General features: G+C 35.0%; 27 protein-coding genes and 1 pseudogene. 3 read left to right on the top strand and 25 right to left on the bottom strand.

All coding sequences use genetic code 11. The features are described 5' to 3' along the window. Positions 1 to 5 precede the first annotated feature (5 nt). From HLK68_RS08625 to HLK68_RS08565, 13 genes are all read right to left on the bottom strand, one after another. A complete protein-coding gene (locus HLK68_RS08625) occupies positions 6 to 623 on the bottom strand; it encodes a GyrI-like domain-containing protein (protein ID WP_039930896.1) in 618 nt (205 codons plus the stop codon). Positions 624 to 644: 21 nt separating this feature from the next. Next, positions 645 to 1382, bottom strand: a complete 738-nt coding sequence (locus HLK68_RS08620; protein ID WP_155222896.1) for a class I SAM-dependent methyltransferase — start codon at positions 1380 to 1382, stop codon at positions 645 to 647. Between the two features lie 15 nt (positions 1383 to 1397). Next, positions 1398 to 2114, bottom strand: coding sequence for an HAD family hydrolase (locus HLK68_RS08615; RefSeq protein ID WP_006784383.1), 717 nt, complete (start codon positions 2112 to 2114; stop codon positions 1398 to 1400). A 152-nt stretch (positions 2115 to 2266) separates the two neighbouring features. Then, positions 2267 to 3751, bottom strand: coding sequence for a glycoside hydrolase family 32 protein (locus HLK68_RS08610; RefSeq protein ID WP_009606994.1), 1485 nt, complete (start codon positions 3749 to 3751; stop codon positions 2267 to 2269). Positions 3752 to 3853: 102 nt separating this feature from the next. Then, complete coding sequence (locus tag HLK68_RS08605) at positions 3854 to 5287, bottom strand: sucrose-specific PTS transporter subunit IIBC (RefSeq protein WP_006784385.1); 1434 nt, start codon at positions 5285 to 5287, stop codon at positions 3854 to 3856. A 199-nt stretch (positions 5288 to 5486) separates the two neighbouring features. Next, on the bottom strand, positions 5487 to 6473 hold the full coding sequence (locus HLK68_RS08600; protein ID WP_009606979.1) for a LacI family DNA-binding transcriptional regulator: 987 nt from the start codon (positions 6471 to 6473) through the stop codon (positions 5487 to 5489). Between the two features lie 253 nt (positions 6474 to 6726). Continuing rightward, positions 6727 to 7761 carry a threonine aldolase family protein gene (locus tag HLK68_RS08595; protein WP_006784387.1) on the bottom strand — a complete coding sequence of 345 codons (1035 nt, stop codon included), beginning with the start codon at positions 7759 to 7761 and terminating at the stop codon, positions 6727 to 6729. A gap of 185 nt (positions 7762 to 7946) precedes the next feature. Continuing rightward, positions 7947 to 8711: an ABC transporter permease gene (locus HLK68_RS08590; RefSeq protein WP_132942759.1), complete on the bottom strand. Its 765-nt coding sequence runs from the start codon at positions 8709 to 8711 to the stop codon at positions 7947 to 7949. Next, positions 8708 to 9610, bottom strand: coding sequence for an ABC transporter ATP-binding protein (locus tag HLK68_RS08585; RefSeq protein WP_155234810.1), 903 nt, complete (start codon positions 9608 to 9610; stop codon positions 8708 to 8710). The genes HLK68_RS08590 and HLK68_RS08585 overlap by 4 nt, the downstream gene beginning before the upstream one ends. Before the next feature lie 5 nt (positions 9611 to 9615). After that, the gene (locus HLK68_RS08580) at positions 9616 to 9822 is read right to left on the bottom strand and encodes a PLDc N-terminal domain-containing protein (RefSeq protein WP_006784390.1); all 207 of its coding nucleotides are present in this window, start codon (positions 9820 to 9822) and stop codon (positions 9616 to 9618) included. A gap of 10 nt (positions 9823 to 9832) precedes the next feature. Next, a complete protein-coding gene (locus tag HLK68_RS08575) occupies positions 9833 to 10936 on the bottom strand; it encodes a helix-turn-helix domain-containing protein (protein ID WP_132942761.1) in 1104 nt (367 codons plus the stop codon). An 893-nt stretch (positions 10937 to 11829) separates the two neighbouring features. Next, positions 11830 to 13671, bottom strand: a complete 1842-nt coding sequence (locus HLK68_RS08570) for a Sip1-related alpha-galactosidase (protein WP_129821212.1) — start codon at positions 13669 to 13671, stop codon at positions 11830 to 11832. Positions 13672 to 13826: 155 nt separating this feature from the next. Beyond that, the gene (locus tag HLK68_RS08565; RefSeq protein ID WP_442805913.1) at positions 13827 to 14537 is read right to left on the bottom strand and encodes a hypothetical protein; all 711 of its coding nucleotides are present in this window, start codon (positions 14535 to 14537) and stop codon (positions 13827 to 13829) included. Between the two features lie 99 nt (positions 14538 to 14636). Between HLK68_RS08565 and HLK68_RS08560 the strand changes: the two genes are divergently transcribed. Further along, positions 14637 to 15311, top strand: coding sequence for a response regulator transcription factor (locus HLK68_RS08560; RefSeq protein ID WP_006784394.1), 675 nt, complete (start codon positions 14637 to 14639; stop codon positions 15309 to 15311). Further along, a complete protein-coding gene (locus HLK68_RS08555; RefSeq protein ID WP_132942762.1) occupies positions 15311 to 16684 on the top strand; it encodes a sensor histidine kinase in 1374 nt (457 codons plus the stop codon). Before HLK68_RS08560 ends, HLK68_RS08555 begins: the two co-directional genes overlap by 1 nt. A 49-nt stretch (positions 16685 to 16733) precedes the next feature. Here HLK68_RS08555 and HLK68_RS08550 read toward each other — a convergent pair whose 3' ends face one another. The 8 genes and pseudogenes from HLK68_RS08550 to HLK68_RS08520 form a co-directional block, all read right to left on the bottom strand. Then, a complete protein-coding gene (locus HLK68_RS08550) occupies positions 16734 to 17543 on the bottom strand; it encodes a CPBP family glutamic-type intramembrane protease (RefSeq protein ID WP_009607483.1) in 810 nt (269 codons plus the stop codon). A gap of 116 nt (positions 17544 to 17659) precedes the next feature. Next, positions 17660 to 18082 carry a GNAT family N-acetyltransferase gene (locus tag HLK68_RS08545; protein ID WP_006784397.1) on the bottom strand — a complete coding sequence of 141 codons (423 nt, stop codon included), beginning with the start codon at positions 18080 to 18082 and terminating at the stop codon, positions 17660 to 17662. Between the two features lie 360 nt (positions 18083 to 18442). After that, positions 18443 to 18700 carry a DapH/DapD/GlmU-related protein gene (locus HLK68_RS14720; RefSeq protein WP_262942009.1) on the bottom strand — a complete coding sequence of 86 codons (258 nt, stop codon included), beginning with the start codon at positions 18698 to 18700 and terminating at the stop codon, positions 18443 to 18445. Then, positions 18680 to 18940, bottom strand: a pseudogene (locus tag HLK68_RS14715) (maltose acetyltransferase domain-containing protein); the annotation flags it as partial. The pseudogene HLK68_RS14715 and the gene HLK68_RS14720, both read right to left, overlap by 21 nt. Positions 18941 to 19032: 92 nt before the next feature. Beyond that, entirely contained in the window at positions 19033 to 19413 is a 381-nt protein-coding gene (locus HLK68_RS08535; RefSeq protein ID WP_006783254.1) for a hypothetical protein, read from the bottom strand. A 34-nt stretch (positions 19414 to 19447) separates the two neighbouring features. Continuing rightward, positions 19448 to 19963: a hypothetical protein gene (locus HLK68_RS08530; protein ID WP_132942763.1), complete on the bottom strand. Its 516-nt coding sequence runs from the start codon at positions 19961 to 19963 to the stop codon at positions 19448 to 19450. A 12-nt stretch (positions 19964 to 19975) separates the two neighbouring features. Continuing rightward, on the bottom strand, positions 19976 to 21055 hold the full coding sequence (locus HLK68_RS08525) for a ParA family protein (RefSeq protein WP_238843570.1): 1080 nt from the start codon (positions 21053 to 21055) through the stop codon (positions 19976 to 19978). A gap of 58 nt (positions 21056 to 21113) precedes the next feature. After that, complete coding sequence (locus HLK68_RS08520; protein ID WP_009607484.1) at positions 21114 to 21533, bottom strand: GNAT family N-acetyltransferase; 420 nt, start codon at positions 21531 to 21533, stop codon at positions 21114 to 21116. A gap of 170 nt (positions 21534 to 21703) precedes the next feature. On the opposite strand from HLK68_RS08520, the gene HLK68_RS14820 reads away from it, so the two are divergent. Then, on the top strand, positions 21704 to 21901 hold the full coding sequence (locus tag HLK68_RS14820; RefSeq protein ID WP_009607488.1) for a DUF4177 domain-containing protein: 198 nt from the start codon (positions 21704 to 21706) through the stop codon (positions 21899 to 21901). Positions 21902 to 21917: 16 nt separating this feature from the next. On the opposite strand, the gene HLK68_RS08510 is transcribed toward HLK68_RS14820, so the two are convergent. The 4 genes from HLK68_RS08510 to HLK68_RS08495 all read right to left on the bottom strand — a co-directional run bounded on the left by HLK68_RS08510 (position 21918) and on the right by HLK68_RS08495 (position 24651). Further along, positions 21918 to 22247, bottom strand: a complete 330-nt coding sequence (locus HLK68_RS08510) for a hypothetical protein (protein WP_039931041.1) — start codon at positions 22245 to 22247, stop codon at positions 21918 to 21920. Between the two features lie 199 nt (positions 22248 to 22446). Then, positions 22447 to 22794 carry an IS1096 element passenger TnpR family protein gene (locus HLK68_RS08505; protein ID WP_132942764.1) on the bottom strand — a complete coding sequence of 116 codons (348 nt, stop codon included), beginning with the start codon at positions 22792 to 22794 and terminating at the stop codon, positions 22447 to 22449. A gap of 27 nt (positions 22795 to 22821) precedes the next feature. Next, complete coding sequence (locus HLK68_RS08500) at positions 22822 to 24192, bottom strand: SIR2 family protein (protein WP_132942765.1); 1371 nt, start codon at positions 24190 to 24192, stop codon at positions 22822 to 22824. 204 nt (positions 24193 to 24396) lie between these two features. Then, positions 24397 to 24651: a hypothetical protein gene (locus HLK68_RS08495; protein ID WP_009607486.1), complete on the bottom strand. Its 255-nt coding sequence runs from the start codon at positions 24649 to 24651 to the stop codon at positions 24397 to 24399. Between the last annotated feature and the right edge of the window lie 17 nt (positions 24652 to 24668).

The raw sequence follows: 24668 nt of genomic DNA, 5'->3' as shown, positions 1-24668 counted from the left end.
CTCTTTTATTCAACTCGATATCTTAAAACTGTTTTCAATTTATCTGGTGTTACTTTTCTAAAATCGGATAAATAAATTTCTCGATGCTTTAACGATACAATAGTTAGATTTTGTTCATTAATAAATGTCTTCATCTTTTCAAAGGTGATCAGTTCATCATCATATGGACCAACATGTAGCATTTGTACCGATAATCCATCTTCTATCTCTTCAAATACCACCTCATCTAGCAGTGGATGAGGCTTCTTCTTTTTCACTTCATTCAATGCTTTTTCAAAAACTTCCGTTGTCACAAACTCCGGTTGGCGAATCATAATCGTATACAACAATTCATCTTTATTAAGTACCTGTGATTGTCTACCTTCCTCCGTTAAATCCCAAACTCCTTCTAATGGATATACCGTATATTCCATGTAGCCAACTGGTGTATATCCTTTTTTCGGCATCATTTTAATAGCGTACGCAATCGAATAAAGCACTCTAATTCGATCACTAAAATCCGCTTGATTTGGATTTCCCTTTCCTTTAATCGTGATAAATGGTTGCTTAGGAATGGTGACCAATGTTGGCTTAGCCTTCGGCATATATAATTCTTTCTCGTGTTTTCGCCATTCATGCTTCATCATTCATTAACTCCTTCTTTATTAAACTTCCCCTACATACCAAACCGTTTCATTTGGCATCGTTAAAATTCCATCAACTGCATATTTCTCAAAAAATTTCTCTAAGGCTTCCATATAATCTTCAAATTTTTCATCACCTTCTATTAAAGAATAAGAGGCTGATCGTGCACGATTAATAAAACTTTCTTTATTAAATACCAAATGATTGGCTACCCTTTTAATTTCATACTGATTTTCAAAAAATTCACAAATCTTTCGTGATTCTAAACCACCACTGAATCCTTTAAAACTAGGGCAAAACATCTGGAAAAGCTCATGATATTTCATAATGACCTCACTGTCTCTAATCCACGAATTCCAAATTAAAATCACTTTTCCCGTCTCTTTTAAAATTCGTTGGCACTCTAACTTAAAAGAATTCGCATCAAACCAATGAAAGGCTTGCCCAACCAAAATAAAATCAACACTTTTATCCATAAGAGTAGTTTGTTCAGCAGTTCCTTTCACTGAAATGAATCCCTCTTGATTACTAAGTAAAGACTCTGCCACCTGTCGCATCTCATCATTTGGTTCAACACAATAGACTATTCCTGCAACCTTCAAAAGATCCTGTGATAACTTACCTGTCCCTGATCCAATATCGGCTATCACCGTCTGTTTATTAACTTCCAAATCACACACCAAATACTCAAATAATCCTTTTGCATAACCCGGTCTTGACAAAGTATAAGCACTTGATTTACCTGTAAATTTATTCATATGATCCACGCAACCTCACTCCTTGTTCTCTTCAATCCATTTCACAATCACATCATATAACTCTTCTTCATGACGTACACAAAAATTCGGCACAACCTCACCCTCAGGCATCTCCCTTTGACGACGATTCAACCAAACCGTCTGCCAACCAGCCATATTCGCTCCCACAATATCACTCTCGAACGTATCCCCAACTAAAAGCGTCTCTTGTGGTATCAAATCCATCTTCTCCTTGACATAATTAAATAAATCAAGATGCGGCTTCGCCACCCCGATATCACCCGATACAAAAACAAACTCCCGCGGGATATACTCCATCACTCTTAGTGCCTCAACCTTATTCCACTGATGATTAGAAGGGCCATTCGTTATAATACCTAGACGAATTTGATTTTCTTGACACAGATTCATAATTCGAATCATTGTTTTAGATAACTCAAGCTTCTTTTGATTTGTTGCGTACAAATCTTGGAACTTTAGTGCCTCCTCATCACTTACCAAAATCTCAAGACTTTCAAATGCCTTTTGAACTCGGTATATATACATCTTCTCCATCGACATCTCACCACGTTGTGTCGCTTCAAAAACCTCATCACTAAAATGGCGGCTTCTCTTATATAGCTCTTCAACTGATATCTCATAACAGCCTTTAAATAATTCATCATATGCTTTTTGAAACGGAATTACTTGATCATATAACGTATCATCCACATCAAAAATAATGGCTCTCATTTACTATCATCTCCTTGCTATTTATGAACATTCTATCACATTACCGAATTAAAATAGCTAGCTCTTATTTAATAAATAAGTTTAACATAAAAGTTTATCCTGTCACAACAAAACAAAAAAACCATTCAGTAATTGAATGGTTTTTTCGTTATTTATTTTTTGATTTCCCATAAAGTGGCTTCTAAATCAACAGAGCTATCAGCAAAGAATTCAATGCCTTGACTCTCCTCTTTCGTAAAGATACGTGTTGTGAAGACTTCCTCTCCATCATTCACAAAAATTTCAACTGATGACTGATCGACAAAAATTTGTAATCTTAACTCATTAGCCTCAAAATGACATTGACGAATTGATCCGTATTCCTCTCCACACATCCTACCTGATTTTTCACGATTTAAGACTAATTTTTTATTTTCTATATCGTAATAGAACACTGTTTCTTCTTGTTCACTTTTGCGTAATTTGACTCCAACTCTTCCTTGGGTTAAGTCCGTAAAACGACATTGTAATTCGTAAGTTATGCCTTCAAATCCCATAAATTTCTTAGATTCAGCATTTAAAGTTGTTTTCACTTCTACGCGATGATGACGTAATTTCTTTAACTCCTCAATCGGTTTTTGAATTAACTTGTTATTCTTTACCGTTAATTCACGTGGTAAGGTTAAACAATGTGCCCAACCTGATTCATCTGTGACACAATCTAGCTCTGGTAGACCAAGCCATCCTACTAGGATACGTCTTCCTTTTGGATCTTCCATCGTTTGAGGTGCATAAAATTCAAATCCACGATCAAGTTCAGTAAACTCTCCATGATTAAAAATTCCGGTTTCAAAATTAATAGGCTCTCCTACTAAATAACCTGATTGGAAGACATTTTGATATTTATCTCCCTCTGGTGCCATTCCTTGTGGAGACATCAGCATAATTCCCTGACCTTCTAATGTGAAATAGTCTGGACATTCCCACATAAATCCACTATTATTTTCAAATGTTGTGTTGATTTCACCTTTATACGTCCACTCTTCTAAATTAGATGATTCGTAATAAACGACTGTTCCTTTATTTCCTTCGTCAGTCATTTTTTCTGCCCCAACAATGCAATAGAATTTATCTTCGATTTTAAATACTTTTGGATCACGGAAATTATCAGTGATTCCTTTTGGCACATTTTTAATGACTGCTTCTGGATACTTTTTAATTTCTCCTGCTTCATTCATGACAGCCAAGCATTGATAAGGATGACGAATCCAATTTTCATCACGCGTATTTCCTGTATACATTAAATATAATAATCCATTATGTTCAATCGCTGTTCCTGAAAATACCCCGTGACTATCAAGTGCACAATCTGGAGACAGGGCAATCCCACGATTCTCCCAGTTCACTAAATCTTTAGAGGCTGTATGATACCAATACTTGACTCCGTGAACAGGTCCAAGTGGGAACCATTGATAAAATAAATGATACTCACCATTATAAAAACTAAATCCATTTGGGTCATTTAATAATCCTGTTGTAGGTTGAATATGAAACGTTTGACGATGAGAACAAGCATCGACTCTATTTTTTAAGTCAGTTATTTCACATTCTGCTACTTCTTCAATTCTTCTATATCTTAATTCACGTGGCCATTCCATAATTTCAACTCTCCTTTTAAAGTAATCGTTTTATTTTTCTCTTCCTAACAGAAACTGCTTTAATCTCAATTGAAATTAAAGCAGTTTAGGTTGTATTTAGTTTTACTCTTTATTTCCCCAGATTTTAGCTAAAACAAAAGTTACGACAAATGTAATAGCAAATCCGATTGCTAATGTAATCATATATTGAATCATTGATTCTGGACGAATCACAATAACCCCTGGTAATCCTGCAGGTCCTGGTGAAACTGATAAAACTTGCATAAATGTTGAATAAGCTGATGCAACAGCTGAACCAATTAAGGCTGCAACAAATGGATATTTTAATTTTAAGTTAACTCCGAATACTGCTGGCTCTGTAATTCCAAGTAAAGCCGAAACCCCAGCAGCTGAAGCTAAACTCTTCATTTTTGCATTTTTCTTCATGATCATCATAACAGCTAAAGCTGCTGCCCCTTGTGCAACGTTAGATGCTGCAACAACAGCAAATGTTGGTGACCCACCAAGTGTTCCAATGTTTGCAAGAATTTGCGTCTCGGCTGTGACTAATGAGTGATGCATTCCTGTGATAACTAATAACGGATAAACAACCCCATAAATAGCTCCTCCAACTGGGCCTAAGCTAAAGAATAACCACATAACAGCTTCTGTTAACCCATCTCCTACAACACGCATAGCAGGTCCAATCACAACGAATGTTAAAGCCGCCGTTACAAGGACAGCCACTAATGGTGTAATAATATTATCAAACATTGGAGGAACGACTTTACGTGTTTTTCTTTCAATTTTAGCTAATACGAATGATGAAACGATAACGGGTAAAACTGTTCCTTGGTAACCTACTTTTGCAATTTGATATCCAAAAATACTCCATGCTGGAACCGTTCCATCTAATAGAGCTTGTCCATAACTATACCCATTTAATAAATCCGGGTGGATCATGATGGCTCCAATAACTGCCCCTAAAACTGGTGTTCCACCAAAAATCTTAGTCGCTGAGAACCCGATTAATACAGGTAAGAAGGTAAAGGCTGCATTAGAGAAAACATTAATCATATCAGCTAAATCAGCAATTTGTGGGTAAGCTTCGATGATAGACTTCCCTTCAATAAATAAACCTTGTGCGGTTAACACATTATTTAATCCCATTAATAATCCGGCTGCAACTAATGCTGGTAAAATTGGAACAAAGACATCAGCTAATGATTTTAAAACGCGTTGGAAAACATTCATTTTTTTCCCTGCTGCTTCTTTTAATTCAGCTTTACTCACTTCTTCTAAGTTAACAATCCCCATAAATTCACGGTAAACTTCATCTACAATTCCTGTTCCTAAAATAATTTGGAATTGTCCACCGTTATTAAAACTCCCCTTAACCAAATCTATATTTTCAATTTCATCCACTTTAATTTTTTGATCGTCTTTAACGACAACTCTTAAACGTGTTGCACAACTTGCGGCACTAATAATATTTTCTTCTCCACCTAAGTGCAATAAGATATTTTGAGCAATAGTATGATACTTTTTGTTACTCATTCTTACTCCTCCTTATTTATGAAACGTTTCATTTTTGCGTTAAAAAAATAATTAAACGATAACCCCTCAAAAATGAAACGTTTCATTTTCTACAGTACTATAATAGAACACTTTTTTGAAAACGTCAACATTTTTTTATCGTTTTCAAAAATAATCAATTTTATGTATTAAAAAAGGATTATTCCTTAAAATAATCCCTTTAGTGTTTTGTTGTACTGCCTTGATGGAACTCTACTGGTAAAATAATTTCTTTTTCTATCGTTTGTTTATTAATTAAAGCATCAATTGATTCAACGGTATGCTTTGCAATTAACTCAATTGGTTGACGAATCGTAGAAATTTCAATCACTGATTTTTTCGAACTCTTAGCCCCATCAAATCCGATGATTTGAACATCTTCAGGCACTGAAAGATGATACTCTTTTAATTTTTCAATGATGAAATAAGCATAGGCATCAGTTACTGTAAAAATCCCATCAATCTTTTTCTGTTGGATTAAATTATCCATTAAAAACTGTTTTAATGTTTCATCAAATTTGTCATGATCCCCAATCATCTCACAAACCTGATAGTCGATTCGATGTTCTTCACAATAATTTATAAATCCTTTTTTACGATTACGAGTTGAATTATCTTTTTTCGACCCCTCCCCAATAAAACAAATCGATTGACATCCGGATTCAATTAACTTTTGAGCAGCTAAATCCCCCCCCATTAAGTTATCACTGCTGACATATGTAATTTCCTCATTAAAAAAGCGATCGACGCTGACCATTGGAAGATTGCTTGAAATAAAAGCCTCAATATCACTATACGTAATGGCAATGATTCCATCAACTTGATTCTGTTTAGCCATTGTAATATAATCTAATTCAATTTTGTAATCTCCTTCTGAGTTACATAAAATCATTTTATAATTTAAAGCTCTTAAATTTTTTTCAATATTATAAGCTAATTCACTGAAAAATGGATGCCAAACAGTTGGTAAAATTAAGGCGATTGTATTAGTACGATTCATCTTTAATCCACGAGCATAAATGTTAGGCTCATAATTTAATTCCTTAATCGCTGCCTCTATCGCCATTCTAGTCTTTGGTTTAACTTCAATATTATTAATAAATTTTGAAACAGTTCCAACAGATACCCCTGCTCGTTTAGCAACCTCCTTAATTGTTGACAATAACATCACAACCTTTAAAAAAATTCTCTTTTAATATCATTATTATATCAATTTTTACGTGAGTTGACTACCAAGCATTTGTTCACAATAGATTGTATCTAGCTAACCATTCATCATGACTTTATCGACTGTAAATTGTTATCCAATTTATTTAAATCATTTTACAAAAAAATCTATAAGACAACGCTTTTTTAAACGCGTATCTTATAGATTTGACTACCTTATGGCCATATCACGTTGTTATAAGCTTATCTTCACCTTACAACGCTTTAATATCTGCAACCAATTGTTCAACATACTCTTCTTTGGTCGCCCAGCTTGTACAAAGTCGGACTGCAGAATGCAATTCATCAATTGCCTTCCAATAAGTAAATGAATATTTTTTTGATAGTTTTTCTAAAACATCATTTGGTAAAATTGGGAATTGCTGATTTGTATATGAATCATATAGCAATTCAAATCCTTTTTCAGTAAATGCCTGACGAAGCTGCATCGATAACTTAACAGCATGTAACGACATTTCAAAGTATAAATTATCTTCAAATAACGTTTCAAACTGAAGGCCTAACAATCTTCCTTTAGCTAAAAGTCCACCTCTTTGCTTAATATTATATCTAAACCCTTGCTTATAGGCATCATTTGAAATAACGACAGCTTCACCAAATAATGCCCCAATCTTGGTTCCACCAATATAAAAGACATCACATAAATTTGCTAAATCTGACATCCAAACATCATTTATTTGACTGACCATCCCATATCCTAAACGAGCTCCATCGACGAATAATGGAAGATGATATTCTTTACAAACTCGACTTAAGTTTGTTAATTCTTCTAATGAATAAAGTGTTCCATATTCAGTTGGTTGTGAAATATAAACCATTCCAGGTTGAACTTTATGAACACGGCCAGCATCCTGATGATGTTGATCACAAACAGCTTTTACTTGAGCGGCGGTAATTTTACCATCTTCACTTTCAACCGCTAATACCTTATGCCCCGTCGCTTCAATTGCCCCTGTTTCATGCGTATTAATATGTCCTGAAATAGCTGAGATAACGCCTTGATAAGGTCTTAAAATAGATGAAATAACAATTAAATTTGTTTGTGTTCCCCCTACTAAAAAATGAACATCACAATCGTCTTTTTGACATAAATTTTTAATTAATTGTCGTGCACGATCACAATAAATATCGACCCCATATCCTGGTGTTTGTTCCTCATTTGTTAGAATTAATTTTTCTAAAATACGTGGATGCGCCCCTTCCGCATAATCACTTTCAAATCTTATCATGTCAAAGTACCTCCAAAACCTATTTCCATCAAATCTATCATTTAATACCTTCTTGTCTATTTTGACATATTTCTTTAGGGTTGGTCAAAGATTTTCAAACAATACCAATACTTCCTAATTAAAGCCATATAAAGGCCGATTATCTTGAAGTTAATTTCTTCAAAAATAATCGGCCTTTACTTTTCTTAAATTCTCTTATTCTTAAACGTCGTTAAAGCTAATGCTAAAAAAGCAATGCTTAGTATAACTGAAATTAAACTAGTAGACATCAGTTGACTGATATCATAATCTCGACTCAACATCGCCACATTCTCAGACACTAACGCAATCGGATTATAATCCTGAAATATTGGAAAAAGATTTAAAACAAATAATCCTGCGACAAAAATTCCCACCATTAAAAGACTTCCATACTGATTGCCAACTAACGTCTGTGCCCACATCAACAACGATAAAATTAAGACTCCAAACAACCATAAGCAACCCACTGACGCCAATAAATGATGGATCTCATCTTGTGAGAAAAAATATGCCGTATACCCGTATGTCACACCGAGTGCCATCAAAAGGGCAAAACTCCATAAAACAAGTGCCACCGTATACTTTGCCAAAATGACCGCATATCGTGTTAACCCTTTTGTCAATACATTAATCAACGTCCCTTTTGATAATTCAGTCGTTAAGGTTCCACTGAATAGGAGAACAAGGACGATTAATCCCATCTGCGTCAGATTCTTAAAAAACTGGCTATATGAATCAATCGCCGTGGGGTCTGGAATCGTAATTGTAATCCCATCCATCGGCATCTGGCTCAGTATTTCAGGCATTAACTTTGCCATCAAAGGACTTAGCATCCCAAAAATAAAGAAAATGAGGAGTAAAATCAGTAACTTATACGTGCGAACCTGCTCTAACAGTTCTTTCTTTACAAAAGCTAAATATCCCCTCATCGAACCACCTCCATAAACAAGCTTTCAAGCGTTGGTTCAAGGATTTCATACTTTAGTAATAATATATTTTGATCTGTCATCCATTTTAATATTTCTTGGGAATCTTGTTTTAAATTATCCACATATATTGTGAGTTCATTTCCTTCTAACTCAACTTTCTTAAACCTCTCAAAATCTTGCATCAAGTGTTTTGCAACCTTTTCTGATTCAAATGTTAATCGAATGGCATCTTGACGATGTTGATTTTTAACGTCTGTGAGTGTTCCACTTAACACAATCTCTCCTTCATGTAAAACAGCTACTTGATCACAAATACGCTCCACATCAGATAAAATATGCGTTGAAAAAATAACCGTCGTTTTCTCTTTTACCTGATGTAAAATATCCAAAATTTCTTTTCGTCCAATCGGATCAAGCGCAGACGTTGGTTCATCACAAATTAAAATTTTCGGTTCATTTAGTAAAGCTTGTGCAATACCAAGTCGTTGCTTCATCCCCCTTGAAAAACCTCCAATTTTACGATTCACATCAGCTAATCGAACCAGTGCCAATAACTCATCTGACTTCACTTTAATTTGCGCTTTTGACATGCCTGTCATTTCACCGCACAATTTCAAATACTCTCTGGGTGTCATATAAGAATAATACTCTGGGACATCCGGTAAATAGCCAATGAAGCGATTTGTTTTCGTTTCACCATACACGACTTCTTCATCACAGACAAAAATACGTCCCTCGCTAGGATTTAACAACCCTAAAATCATCTTCATCGTTGTTGTTTTTCCAGCCCCATTTTGTCCTAAAAAACCAAAGACACACTGACTTGGAACCCTCAAATTTAACGATTTAATCACCTCGTGACTTCCAAACTGTTTACTGACACCTTCTAAACGAATCATGTCCACTACTCTTCACCTCGACCAATTAAAAAATAAACAACAGGTCCAATAATTTGAATCAATAACACAATCACAATCCACATCACTTTATTTCCAAATCGATAGTTCGGATGCTTTAACACATGAATAAGTGCTGTCATCGCAAGCGCAAACTCTGCAATCACCAGCGGAATTAAAAATGGTAAATACTCTTGAATACTCTCTAAACTCATACGCTCACTCTTAAAGATAAAATTTTAATCGTGCCACTAAATTAATAAATCGCTCTTCTTCATGTAACGGCATAAAAACAGGATTTTTCAAAACACCATCTAAAGCACTTTGCTTGATAATCGCTTCATTTCGTGGCGGTTGACCAATTTCATATGCCTTAAACCAGTCCTCCACTAAATCAAAGAAATCATTTCCTTGAATTTTAATTCTTTGAATACTATCTGTCGCTAATTTCGAATATGCGTCTAAATAATCAAGCGCCAGTCCCGCTTCCCCAAGTTGCATATATCCCTGGGCAATCATTAACTGAATCGGAAGAATGAGATAAGGATTCACTTTTTTGATTTCAAATAATTCATCTAACGTTTCAATCTTTTGAATAATATCCTCAAATCGCTTTTGATCAGGTAAACTCAATCCTAGCAACATCGGTAACGTTTGAAAAATTTCCATCAGATGCGAAAAGACACCGACTTGAATCGAAGACTTTGCTTCTTCAATCTGCCCAAGCATCTGATGGGCTTGTGCAATTAATACTTCACTTGAAACTTTCGGTTTCTTCGTATCTTCAAGTAACTCTAACGCAACTGACGGTTGATTCAATAATAAATAACAATACGCCTCTAAATGCAGTGCCTGCTTTGAAAGTTCAACGTCATCTCCCTTTTCTTTAACACGCTCAAATAAAGAACAAGCTAATTCATTTAATCTTGTCGTTTCTAAAACATCGAGGGCTAACATACTGTGATTAATTAAAAGTAATCCCATTTGATGCAACAGTGGAAAACAAGAATAATATTTCTTGATCAACTCCTCACACTCCAAAATCACCTCTTCGAATGGTTTCTTCGCAAAATCTTCACATAGCCTGACATACAATTTTTGAATATCTTCCTTCACCATCTGTGGCTCATATCCGATTAACTCGTCAATACTCATATTAAAATACGCCGCTAAAATCGGTAACAATGTAATATCCGGATAACTTTGGCCTGTCTCCCATTTTGAAATAGCCGCCTTTGAAACCCCAATATATTTCGCTAATTCATCTTGCGTAATCTTCTTCTCTTTTCGCTTTAAAATAATCATTTTTCCAACATTAATTTCCTTCATGTCATCACCTCGCTATTCCTTTAATTTGTCTGTGATACTCTCATTATATGTATTCTTTCCTCATAAAACAATCGAGCCAAAATTAACTTTTGTTTGAATAAATCAACTAATAGGATACTTTATTAGTTCACTTTGTTTCCCATATACCTATTAAGAGGAAAGAGAATGAAACACAAAATCATTTTCTATATTACTGTTTTTATCATCGTCATTGGAATCGAATTTCTTTGATTACGTTCTGAAAAAATCCCAATTAAAAATGAAAGACTTCCACTTCAAGTTGGAATCACTCATCACAAACGATACTGAAAAAGCCGAAAGCATCATTGATGATATCCTTACGATCTTTACAAATACCAAAAATTAGAAGATGCTGTCTCTATCGGGGGAAACAGAGACTATGAACTTCATCTTTATCACACAAAAACCAAAGAAACATTAGTCAGTGGTAACACCCTTTTAACAGATGACGGGGGGATTTTCACCTCACATCAATCTGGTCCCTTCCTTAAACTAACATTTGCAGACAGCGACTATATCCAAAAATTAATCGACTCAAACTAAATCTCATTTTAATTTAAAAGACATCCAGGTCTAAAGGCCTAGATGTCTTTTCTTTTCAAATCCGTATTTTTTTATAGTTTTTTCTCCCCTGAGCTAATGTTAGTCTACGATTTAAGTCACTTGGCTCAACGTCTGCTTAAATAAACAAATCAATCTCCCATAAACAATTGAGATAAATATAGGCTAGTGCGTCTCCAGTAGTCGGTATCGTTAACTGATTGCAACAAGGACAAAGTGAATCAGCTATTACTTCAACTGATTCTTCCTGTATCATCTTCTCATCATAACATTAAGGTCAAAACTCATATTCCTTCATGATATCCACCTTTTTATTTCCAATTCAGTTTAATAACTGATGTTGCCTCACTTAGTTCAACCTGTAACAGATGATTGTCTATCTCAAAAACTCGTGTTTCTCCATTCACAGTCAGCAATGTGATTAAGCAAGATTCCTCCGCATAAAAGGCAAATGCTCCTTCCCCCTTAACCTTAAGTATCATCTCATTTTCACTTTCCACCACTGACTCAATCGCTAAATAACTATTGAATTTATGGACTAATCCGAGTGGTGTCACCATCTCACGTCTAACAGCTCGCGACACATACGCATACTCCCCGTAGTTTAGTACGATTTCTAACTTCCCTAGCGCAACTTCACCTAAATCTGGTGTGAAACAAATATCCCCCGTCACCACTTCTTTAATGATTCTAGCGTCCTTATTTAAATGCACTGCAAATATCGTGGAACCGAACTCTCCATAGTTGTGGGTTTTAAGTAAAATAGTTGAAGTCTTTGCATCGCTTAGATAGCAATCACTTGTCGGTCGAGCTGGTTGATTAAAACGAAGCAACTCATTACCACGAATCATTAATCTTGATAATAAATTTGTGTCCATATTTTTAGGATGATCACAAATATAAATAGGACCTCCTGAAATGGCACGCACCATCGCATGAAACTCTCCTTGAGGGTGATTCGTTTGGAACATATCCCAATCTGGGCAAACAAATGTCGAGGTGAAAATATTATTTAAAGTATTCATATAATAATGTTCAAGTTGAATACCAATCGGTTCTTTAGGGAAGAAATCATCAGAATTTCGCCACCCAATAAACTCAGACGTATTATAAATCACCTCTGTACTATTTGACATACAGTATAATACATCTCCATTTAAATATTCATTTCCCGCTATTTTTAACGCTCGTTGATAACTGCTCATCACAGCCGTTGGATTCTGTTCCTGCTCACAAAGATGCAATAAATTCCCTTGAGAATCGACCTTTACATAGTCAATCCCACACATTTTTAAATAAGCATAGAATTCATCATAAAAGGTTTCACAATCATCCTTGCAAATATAATACGTATGATTCGTGAAATATGTCGCAAACTCCGATTCTTTTACATCCTTATTTTCAATTAGCGTATATTTTTTACCTAGGCGCCCCTCTGGATTAATCCCACCCCAATAACCTTGAAGCGCATGCCAAATCCCAAATACAGAAATCCCATACTCCTCTTTCGCCTTTTGAACCAACGTTTTTAAACCAGATGGAAACTTTTCATTTTCATAAATATCATTCAGATACAACTCATCTTTAACATCCTGCCATCCATCATCTAAAATCATATAATAAGGCTTCACACCACGTTCTTTAAAAACCTCTAACGCCTCCATAACTCCCGCTTCACTGACCTCACGATAAAACACATCCCATGTACACCAACCCAAATAATCATAATACGTTGGAACCGACTTTGTTTCACGCAAATTAAATCCTTCAATCTCACTTGCTAAAATCGTCACAGCTTCCCTAATTCCATCCTCGATTTCTAAACAATCAGAAATAGCCACGCCAATGATAGCTTCATCATTCGTTGAAGGTAAAACAGAGCGGATCACCAAATGATTTACCTCTACAACAAGCTCCCCCAATTGATCCTGATCCACACATGGAATCACCACTAAATAGCGACTTTCCCCTAACTCATTTTCATATTCCCCAATCAAAAACTGTACGCGTGATGGCAACTGTTCAAAGCTCGTCCCATAAAACGGCTTCATCCACCAAAAATCCTTTGCTAAATTTAACCCCATAAAACGAACTAATTCTTCACTATATTCAATAACAACCTGCTCACTTGCTTTAACAACCTGTCTCTTCATACAAACTCTCCTCTTACACTAAAAGATTGATAACACTCTCATTATAACTAAATGAAAACGTTTTTAATATGTTTGAATGTTTGTCTTGCTATGTCTAAATGTATGTTTTAAATTTTTCCATAAAAAAGGAGTAACGACCGTTACTCCTTTTTACATTATTTACTTTCTTGCTTAAATGATTGATATCCCATCCAAACAACCCACACATAGGCAAGTGTTTTAGGAATCATTAACATTCCAATTAAACGGAATGTGGTGGCCCATAAGACAACCGGGATATAAAAGGCAAATGATAAAACGATTGCCAGCCACATCCATTTGAACGTTGAGTCTTGATGCGCTTTTGCTTCTTTATAGAATAGATAGATAATCATTAAGCCCATAATCGCAAACGGAATGTTTCGATAAACTCCCCACGAAACGGGGGCATTATAATTTAACCACTCATTTTGAGGTAATAAACATAACACAATACGTACAATCGCTAATGCATAAATCGCAAGTGTTAACCCTTTTGTATTTTGGACGCGATATCGTTTTTGCCAAATATGATAAAGTACTACATAAAAGACAGTCATCGTAATCGACGTCACAAATTTACCAAATCCAAGTGCTGCTGCATTGGCTTCAAGTCCTGTTGTTAACAACGCATAAGAACGTGGGACTAAGTGGAATGCATCCCCGCATCCTAAAATAATGGCCATATAACCAAATAACTTCGTATTCGTTGTCTTTCCTTTACGAACCATCGTCATACCAAGCGTGATGACCGTACATAAATAAACGACATCAAAAGCCGTTTCCATAATAGCTTGCATCAAAATTTCCCCTTTCAACATCTGATTGACAACCTTATCATACCTCACGCACCTGACACCCTTATGAACACCATCTTAAATCCATCTTAACTCTTTAAATTCTGTGGTATAATGAGCTAAAAAATGACCAATTAAAGGAGAAACCTTATGATTTCTAATAAAATTTTAATTGTAGATGATGAAATTGAAATTATTGAACTACTAGAAACCGTCTTAAAACATGAAGGATTTTCCCACATCTTTCATGCCACAACTGGAACTGAAGCCTTATCACTGCTTAAAGCCTTAAATCCAGACCTCGTCCTACTTGACGTCATGCTCCCCGATCTAAGTGGGCACCAACTCATCAAAGAAATCCATCAACATCGTCAAATTCCCGTTCTCTTCATCTCAGCTAAAACAGAAGAATTCGATAGACTACTCGGTTTTGCACTCGGAGCTGATGACTATATTACCAAACCCTTTAGTGCCAAAGAAGTCGCCTTCCGTGTCAAAGCTCGTCTCAAAACGACAACCAAAACCATCCAATTTGGCAACATTACCATTACAGACGGCATCGTTTCAAAAAATAATGAACCTCTTGACTTAACAGCAAAGGAATACAAACTCCTCATGTACCTTGTCCGTCATGCGAATAAAATCGTCAGCAAAGAACAAATTTGTCATGAAGTCTGGGGAGAGGACTACTTTGAATTTGATAATACCATCTCGGTACATATCCGAAGACTTCGAAAAAAAATCGAAGTCGATCCTTCTAAACCCAAACACATCACAACCATCATCGGACTTGGTTATAAATTTGTCTACAAAGAGGATTACTAATGAAGAAAAAATTAACCTTACACTTCTTTCTAACCCTATGTATTGCCCTGATTACCTTAGCCATTGTCAATATCGGTCTCGTTACCTTTAGAAGCTATCACTTTAAAGCACACTCAGATGAATATCAATATGGCGAACATTACATCAACCAATTTGTTGAGCAATTTGCGAACTATATCACCGAAGATTTAACGATCACTGAAGAAGGAAAGAAACTTCTTGACGAATCTCACGTCAGTCTTCAAATAATTAACGAACAAAAACAAGAAGTTTATGCTTATCAATTGCCTGATAACATTCCAAGTGTTTATACAAACAAACAACTCATTGATTTGTATCAAACTAATGAATCGAGCACGATCTTTATAAATGATATTCAGTTAAATGAATCACATCTTACCTATTTATTATTTTTTCCACTCGATTTAGTCAGACGTTACACCCTTCACTACAATACTGAAGAGATGATGATGACACATAATATTCCATTAATGTTAATCGTTAACTGTCTAATCGCCCTCTTCATTAGCTATATCTCAACGCGCTATCTTGTTAAACCACTGAATGACATCATTCAAAATATCGTTTCCTTATCCAAAGGACATTATCTAAAGCCAAATCAAAAACCAAGTCTTTATCGTGAAGTAGAAGACAGAATTACAGATTTATCACAGCAACTTCAAGTTGCACAGTATGAGCGTCAACAAATGGATACCGTCCGAGAAGAATGGATTGCTAACATCTCACACGATATTAAAACTCCTCTAACTTCCATCAGAGGAAATGCCGAAATCATGGCCGATATGAGTTATGAAATGGATCTCATATCTCGCCAAAAGTCAGCGCAAACCATTATTGAAAAATCAGACTATATCAAGAATCTTGTAGATGATTTGAATCTTTCGACACGACTTAAAAATAAAGAATTTATCCTTAATAAAAAGCAGGTCAATCTTGTTTCGCTTTTACGTCACGTTATCATTGAGATAATGAATGACCCAAAATACGAGAACTATAACATCCAGTTCTCTTACGATAACGAATATATCCCCCTGATGCTCGATGAGTTACTGATGAGACGTGTCTTCACCAATTTAATGATGAATGCCATCACTCACAACGAGGAATCTGTCCTCATTTCAATCGATATCAAAGATCATACCATCACCCTAAAGGACAATGGAGTCGGAGTTTGCGAAGAAGACCTACTACATATTTTTAAACGTTATTATCGCGGAACTAATACAAAGAAACCAAACGTTGGTTCTGGCCTAGGACTTGCGATTGCTTACGATATCGTGAAACTTCACAAGGGAATCATCTCGGCCTCTAGTACGCGTGGAAATGGGTTAACCATCACGATTACTTTATAACTTTATAAAATAGGAACTCACCACTTTTTTTGGATGAGTTCCTTTTGACTTATTTATCAATAAACTTCTCTTTAATTCCTTTAAATAGCTCTTTTATCATTTTTCCAAAAATATAAATCAGTACCACCATATAAATGAGTAAAAAAGTTAAGCCATATATGCCTTCTAATTGCTCTGTTAACTCAAGCGATACTAAAAAATCTTGGAAAAAGTGGGCAAACATCAGCGGGATAATCGTCTGATACTTGATCAAGAAATAAAAATAAACCACAGCGCCCGAAGCAATAATTAACGTTATGGTTAACCATTCATCTGGATTATAATTGGCATGTAAAAATCCAAAGAAAAAGCACGTCACAAAGGTTGAAATCAACAATGGTAACCAATAGCTTTTGAACAACTTACACAACGGATAGTAAAGAATCAAGAAAATCATATACTTAAACAATTCTTCCCCAATCCCGACCAGTGCATAGCGTACAAAACTAACAGTTACATACTTTCTAGATAACTCAAAACTATACTGCTCCAACTGTTGCGGATCATCTGCTGCTAAAAATCCCCCCACAACCCCTTCAACCAATGCCGAAAAGAACAAAATGGCCCCTGCTAGAAGAAGCATCCGCCATATTCCACCCTCTTTATTATAAAGTGGTGCCATCTCTTTAAAACCTATCGTCACTGAAAAAATCAAAAAGACTCCATGATAAGACATCAAAAAGAACTCACTAAATGGATTCCCTGCCAAAACAGGCGTCTTTAATAAAAATAAAAATCCAAAAACAACCAATACATACCAAAACCAGTTCGAAGAAATCAACGGAATCTTACGACACTGATCTTTAAAATGACCGCTCATACTGACCCTCCTATCACTCTCTATAAAACATATCGATATGACATCAAAATATGAGCAATGTGACGTTTAAAGCTAAAACTTGACTAAGTCTTTACATAAACCTAACAAAAAAAGTGCTAAACTAGCACCTTCTTCATATAATAACGCTCATGACCTTTTGGACAATCCTCAAGCACTCCATGAATCTCATATCCATGCTTCAAATAAAAATCTTTCGCTTGAAAATCAAATGTATCTAAGTGAATTAAATGGCACCCATACTCACGTCCTAGTTGCTCAATTTTAGTTAATAACTCTGAGGCGAGCCCCATACCACGGTGCTCCTCACTCACCCATAATGCATCAATATAAATACAATGCCACGCGTAATAAACACAATTAATTCCAGCAATAATACATCCCGATTCATCTTTAATATGCTGATTAAACTGATTAAAAGGGACCGTCAATTCAAATGGAACATGTGACTCGTTAAAGTCAACTAACTGGCGCTCCACAAACTCGATATCTTCAAGACAACTCTCCATCAATTTCTTCATCTCAAACTCCCCTTTTGATATAGTATCTTCATATTTTACCTTAATTCGACAAAAACACAAACAAAAAAATAAGCGCTCCTTACTCGTAATTCCATGAATCGAATCCATCCCCAAAGACTACAAACATTCGCCCCAATACACATATCGAACCAAGCCAAGCTGATTCACCTCTAAAACATAAACTGCTAACTTTGTCTGCAATCCAAATAATTACTTATCTATATCAACTAAAATAGTCATTAACATTCCTACGAGTAAATTAAATAACGCTTTCTTTCAATTGATTATAATATATTTTGAATACAACCACAACCTTATTTTAATATAACTAAAAAATAAAAAGGAACCTTTCACAAGGTTCTACACTTCTTCAATATTTCGTAAAATCTTAGCTGGATTTCCTGCTACAATTGTATTTTTAGGAACATCCTTCGTTACAACTGATCCTGCTGCTACAATCGAATGATCACCAATCGTAACTCCCGGTAAAATAACACAACTCCCACCAATCCAAACATCACTGCCAATTGTAATCGGAATTGCATAACCGTCCTTATTACGATTTTTGGGAGAAATACGATGCCCTGCCGTATAGAGCCCAACATTTGGACCAATCATGCAATTGTCTCCAATGCGAATTTCAGCCATATCAAGCATTGTACAGTTAAATCCCGCATAAAAATGATTACCTACATGAATATTATAACCTAAATCACAATGGAAATTATCTTCAACACATGGGTTTTCTCCAACACTTCCAAATAACTCCTTAAGTAATCCCTCTTGAGAATCTATTTCATCAAATGATAACTGATTTAATTGTCGCACTAATTTGGAAGCACGCAAACTTTTCTCTCTTAACTCTTGGGTCCCACGCTCACAAAAAAATTCTTTCTTTCATGATAATCGCCTCCTTTTCGTATATTATACTAAAAAAAGCTCAAACCTTATCAGTCTGAGCAAAAACTATTTTCATAAATATCAAAAAATCGTGAAATCTCATATCCCTGTTCAACAATCTGATCATCTTCATGAGTCAATTGCCATCCATACGCCTTATAATCTTTCCACGTAAAGTGACTAACCGGTAACAAATAAAACTCACGTTGGATTGCCTTAAAGCCATCCTTATAATCAATCAAGGCTTGCTCAAATGCTTTCTCCGGATCAATAAAAACAGGCATCCCTTGACTATTCAATCCAATCGAATAAACCTCATCACCACCAAAATCACTCGGTAACTTACTCACATCATACTCCATCACAGCATGGGATTTAGCAGGTGAACACCCGACCAACAAACAAAAAACAATTAACCATAAAGCTTTCATCATCAATCCCCCTAACAGGAATTTTTACTACACTTTATAATAGGTTATTTTCGTAAATTTCATTCATTTTTTCAGTCTCAATGACTTTCCATAATAACTGAAGTAAATTTTTCTTTCTATCTTTCTTCGTCTTTCCTCGTAACTCACTATTTAAAAGAGCATAGCCTAAAAAGTTCAATTGACTCATATTTATAGTCTTCAAATCCCATCCTTCTATGGCGGCATATGCCTCACTTAAATTCCTAGTTAAAACTTCCTTGATTTTAACATTCTCAGCTAATTCAATATAATCTGTAACCTCTGAATTAGTAGAGTGATGCTGCTTCATCTCATAAAAATCTTTTCCTAACTGTACTACATCAACTTTAACAACCTTCCTACTTTTTTTAGACTCAATATCTTTTGATAAATTAAATTGAAATTCCTCAAAGCTTTTTCGCTCATACGGTTTAAGAAACTCGATAAAAACTCTAACTTTTTCACATTGCTGACCTGTCATTAATTTATATATTTCTTGGTAAACTTTTAATGCCTTTATAATATCTTTCATTACTAATCTCCTCTATAAAACATCTGTTACCTTTCGCGCATTTGGCTTTTTAGGAACATGTAATCTTTCGAGAATTTCAAACACCAAATTTCCATACGCTTCATTTAATGGAGTTTTTACTTTACTCTTACTTTTTATAAAACAACAATCCCCTTCATCAATTAAATGTGACATTTCAATCTGATGATAGATAATCGAATCGAATAAAAATATGTTAGGTATCTCCCTTTTAAGGGTTATCCTAGGCTGCTCTGTATTACTTCCTGTTTTCTTTAACGTTTCGAATACACCTAATAACTTCGGAGTCCCGTCCTTAAAAAATTTAAAATAGGATGTCGTTGGGCTTGACTTAATAATGATTTGATATTCATTTATTATTTCTCTAATAAATGTCTTTTCAACAATATTATAAACATGATGAACGCCTTGTACTCCCATATCATCCATCATGATAGGAATTAGGTAATAATCAGAGACCACTAAAGCATTTTGTGTAATCATATTATTAGCTGGAGGACAATCAAAAATGATAAAATCATATTTTTCATCTAATTTATAGTCTCTTAAAAATTTTGCTAAAAGGGTAACTTGTTGAAGTGTCGTATTTAATCCCTGACTATACTTTCGTTTAATATCCCCTTCAAGATCATCAAGTCCACGAATATAGGAACTAGAGTCTGCCATAAACATTGAACACGGAATAAAGTCGAAATGATTTAATCGATACTTTCCTCCTGTATAAAAATCTTTTTTAATGAGTTTTTCTAAATCAATTTTTGTTTCAAAATCTAAAATATCTTGATTTAAATATGTTTTAAAAACATAATTGATAGTCTCCTCTTCACTTAATTTACTCAATCCTATTTGTTTCCTAGTAGTATTGCTATACGCTCGCAAACAAATGCGGCTCAACGAACATTGTGGATCTAAATCAATTAATAAGACTGAATGATGATTCAAAAAATTTAATCCCGCTGCAATATTAAATGCACTAACCGTCTTACCAACGCCGCCCTTATAATTAATCACCGAAATAATCTTTGCTTTCCCCATAACCTCTCCCCCGTTACAAACATTTTGATATCCATTCATTATATTAACTGACCTCCTTAATTATTAAAGCCAATAAAAAAAAGATAGCTTCCAAACACTATCTTTTATCAAAATCAAATTCACAACAAAAACGTTCACAAGCTGGATACATCTCACCTAAACTCTGTGCCGTAAATCCAAGCGTGCGATAAAATTCAACAGCCTGTGCATCGGTTTTGGCGATTACCTTCGTCAACTCATGCCACTTCGCCAAATAGGAAAGCATATGCTTCCCAATTCCACATCCACGATGATCCGGATCGACTGCAATCTGCAAAATCTCAGCCTCATAAGGATCTGTTAACTGCACTCCGACAACCCCAACAAGCTCACCCTCAACTTCATAACCATAAAGCAGACAACATTCATCCGCCAAATATCTTTCATATGCAGATGTTACCTTATTAGAATCCGTCGCATATGCTAATAAACTCTCTACCCTAGAATCTAAACTAACATCTTTAATTAAAGTCATCATACGTTATATCCCCCATTTATAAGCGTTATCAAAAATTATATCATTTTTCGAACTTAAAATTAATATATGAGTCGAAATTACACTAATATTTTGCAAAATAGCGCTAACGTTCTAAAAAAATATCAAATCGCATATATATTAAAGACTCTAAAAAATAGGGGGCTATACTATTGATTGAATACAAACTGATTACCGTTCCATTTCTAAAACAAAAGGACTCCTTCCAAGACATGACACACGAAATTGAACATACCATTGAAAAACAAAAAAAAGACGGATGGCAATTCGTCAAAATGACAACCAACAATACACAATCAACAAGACTCCAAAATTGCTACAACCTAATCTTTAGAAAAAATAAAAATTAAAGACCGTGAAATCCATTCACGGTCTTTTTCTTTGCAGCATATTCAGTCCATAAACAACTGAGAAGTAAATAAAATAAAAACCGGCTATATAAACCTCTGACAAATAAAAATAATCATTGTTAAACCCTAAATAACAAAGCATTAGCGTTAGTAAAATCAGTGAACTCCATCCCGCTACACGCCACTTTTTATCTGGACTACATAAACCATGACCTGCTACAAACAACGTAATTAACAAAGGTATGGCCACACTCCAAATAAGCGAACCCAAGAACCCTATCCCTATACAAAAAATTAAATGTACCCCAAATGGTAATAATCCAACTATCTTCAAACCTCTCCTCATCCGTCTACTCCCCTTTATCCTTAATCAATAGATTAATTATACCACTCAAAAAAAGCTAGTTTAACTCATAAACTAGCTTTTCTTCGCACGCTTTAACTTCAACTCTTTCATTCAATGATTTGTATTTTTTAAATTGAAATCTTCATACTGAGCATCCTCTAACCACTCCATGATTTCTTCATAATCTGGATGATTACAATCACTCATCACAACTAATCTCAGGTAGGCAAGCCGCATCTCCATCTAAACACATCGAACATGACTCATTTAAATAGCAATCCATTTTCACACCACGACTAGTTCTAAATATCTTAGGTTTCTTAATACGTCCATCATAAGCTGGCTGTGAATTATAAAAAACTAGCTCTTCTGCTTGCTCCTTACTATCGACAATAACTAACTTCTCTGACTGTACCTCAAATTCATACAAGTGACTTTCGAACCATCCCATACTATATTGAATCACACGATGTAGCCCATAAAACGTAATATCTGCTGGAAACACGACACGTCGCCAGACCTCTAACTCATTTAACGAAATTTTCACCTGATATGCCTTCTCATATCATTGCCTTTAAACTGCTAAAATATTTTTCACACATTCAATAACTTCATCAACCGTCGTTAACTGCTCATTTTTTAGGCTATGGTATAGAGATGGAGAGAATATCTTCAGTCTCTCAACAATATTTATATTTTCTAACAACTCATCAATCAACTCATTACGATCTTCTGTAATAATAGGAATAATGATTGTTCCTAACTGCTTTGCCTTCTCAATTTCAGCCTTCGTTCCATAAGAACCTGGAAGCACAATCATAATCTGCGTCTGTCTAACTAAACGATACTTAAAACTTTCAAGCAATGCTCCATACTCCTCTTTCGTTTCCCAATCTTCATTATGAGCACAAGGATTGGCATAAATCTCAATTCGATTTTGAACAGATTGACCTAAATTCAAACACTCGTCAATAAAACTTTTTAACACAATATTAGCGACGCCTTTAGACTGCCCATTAATTAACGTTAAATTCTTAATTCTAGCCAATTCAACACCAAGTTCCTCGAGGAACGCACTTTCTTCTACCGTATGACTCCCTGTTACAAACAATGTATTCCCCTTTGACTTCTGAGCAATACTCTCCATTATCTCAAGCAACTCACGATGACTCTGATCCGCATTCTCATAAATATACGTTTTAATCCCAAAACGCTCTAAATCCTTTGCCCAGAGCTTTTGAAGCTTATATGAATTCACATTCTTCTCTTTTTCAACCACCATATAATGAGTTCGCGTCCCACGACTACAAAGTTGTCGAATCTGTGTCATAATCGAGCGAATATTCGAATCACGATAACTATATCCAATAAATAAAAACGACTTATTCAACAAATCATTTTTAAGACGTTCCGTCGTTAATGGATGCGTGTAAAAATAATCCTCATAATCCTCTTTCGTAATAACTAAATTCTCAGGCGATGGACTATCGACACTACCATGCATCTTAATAATTTCAATCTTCTGATCGATATCCACAATCGGTAACAAATCCGTATCACAACGTCGAATCACAGTTGAAACATGACGAAAAGATTCCTCTAAAAGGGTATCATAATTCGTCGTCCAAATCGTCATCACATTCATCTGCGCCAACACCTTATGATACTTATTACTATAAATCCCATCTGTCGTCGTATAACACTCTACAATCTTATTCAAAATACGACCCTTATTATTTAAATTATTATTAACAATAAATTGAGCAACCTCTGTTAAATCTAAATGATCATCAATCTCTAAATCAATATCTTCCTGCATCTCCCTTAATAATTCAACCCAACTCTTAAAACCAGAAGGAACCGAAATGCCTGCTCCAATAAAAATTGCTCCCTTTTTCTGAACCAGAGCAGTCGAAAACTCATTAATCACAATATTTTTTGCCATTTCAGTAACCTCCAAGTCCTAATATCTAATCTTAATATATTACCATATACACGATTATTATCAAAACAAAAGTTGACCCTTTTATCAATTGTTAAAATAATAAGGGAATGCCAGATAACAAATAATAGCACAATCTAAATCATCGTCTACCAATAATGAATCAAAATCACCATAAACTTCAATACAACGATCTAGCAAATCACCCTACTTAACTAAATCATCTTCAAGCTCTTCCCACATCTGTCGAGTCAAAGTTCCATCTGCTACACGACTTTTAAAAGCATCACTCTCTAAGAAAAGCATCCCACTTTTACTCATCAAACAATGAGAAACAAATTCTTGAATTAGTTTACTACATTCACCCAACTTAATTTTATCTATATTCTTTAACTCTTCCTGAATTTCCTCAATCCATTTATCCATCATTTCTTGAGCCATCCATAGCATTCCTTTATCCACAAATATCCTCATTATAT

This window comes from Turicibacter sanguinis (assembly GCF_013046825.1).
In the GTDB taxonomy this organism is placed as follows: Bacteria; Bacillota_I; Bacilli_A; order MOL361; family Turicibacteraceae; genus Turicibacter; species Turicibacter sanguinis.
This window is presented reverse-complemented; position numbering and strand designations above follow the sequence as displayed.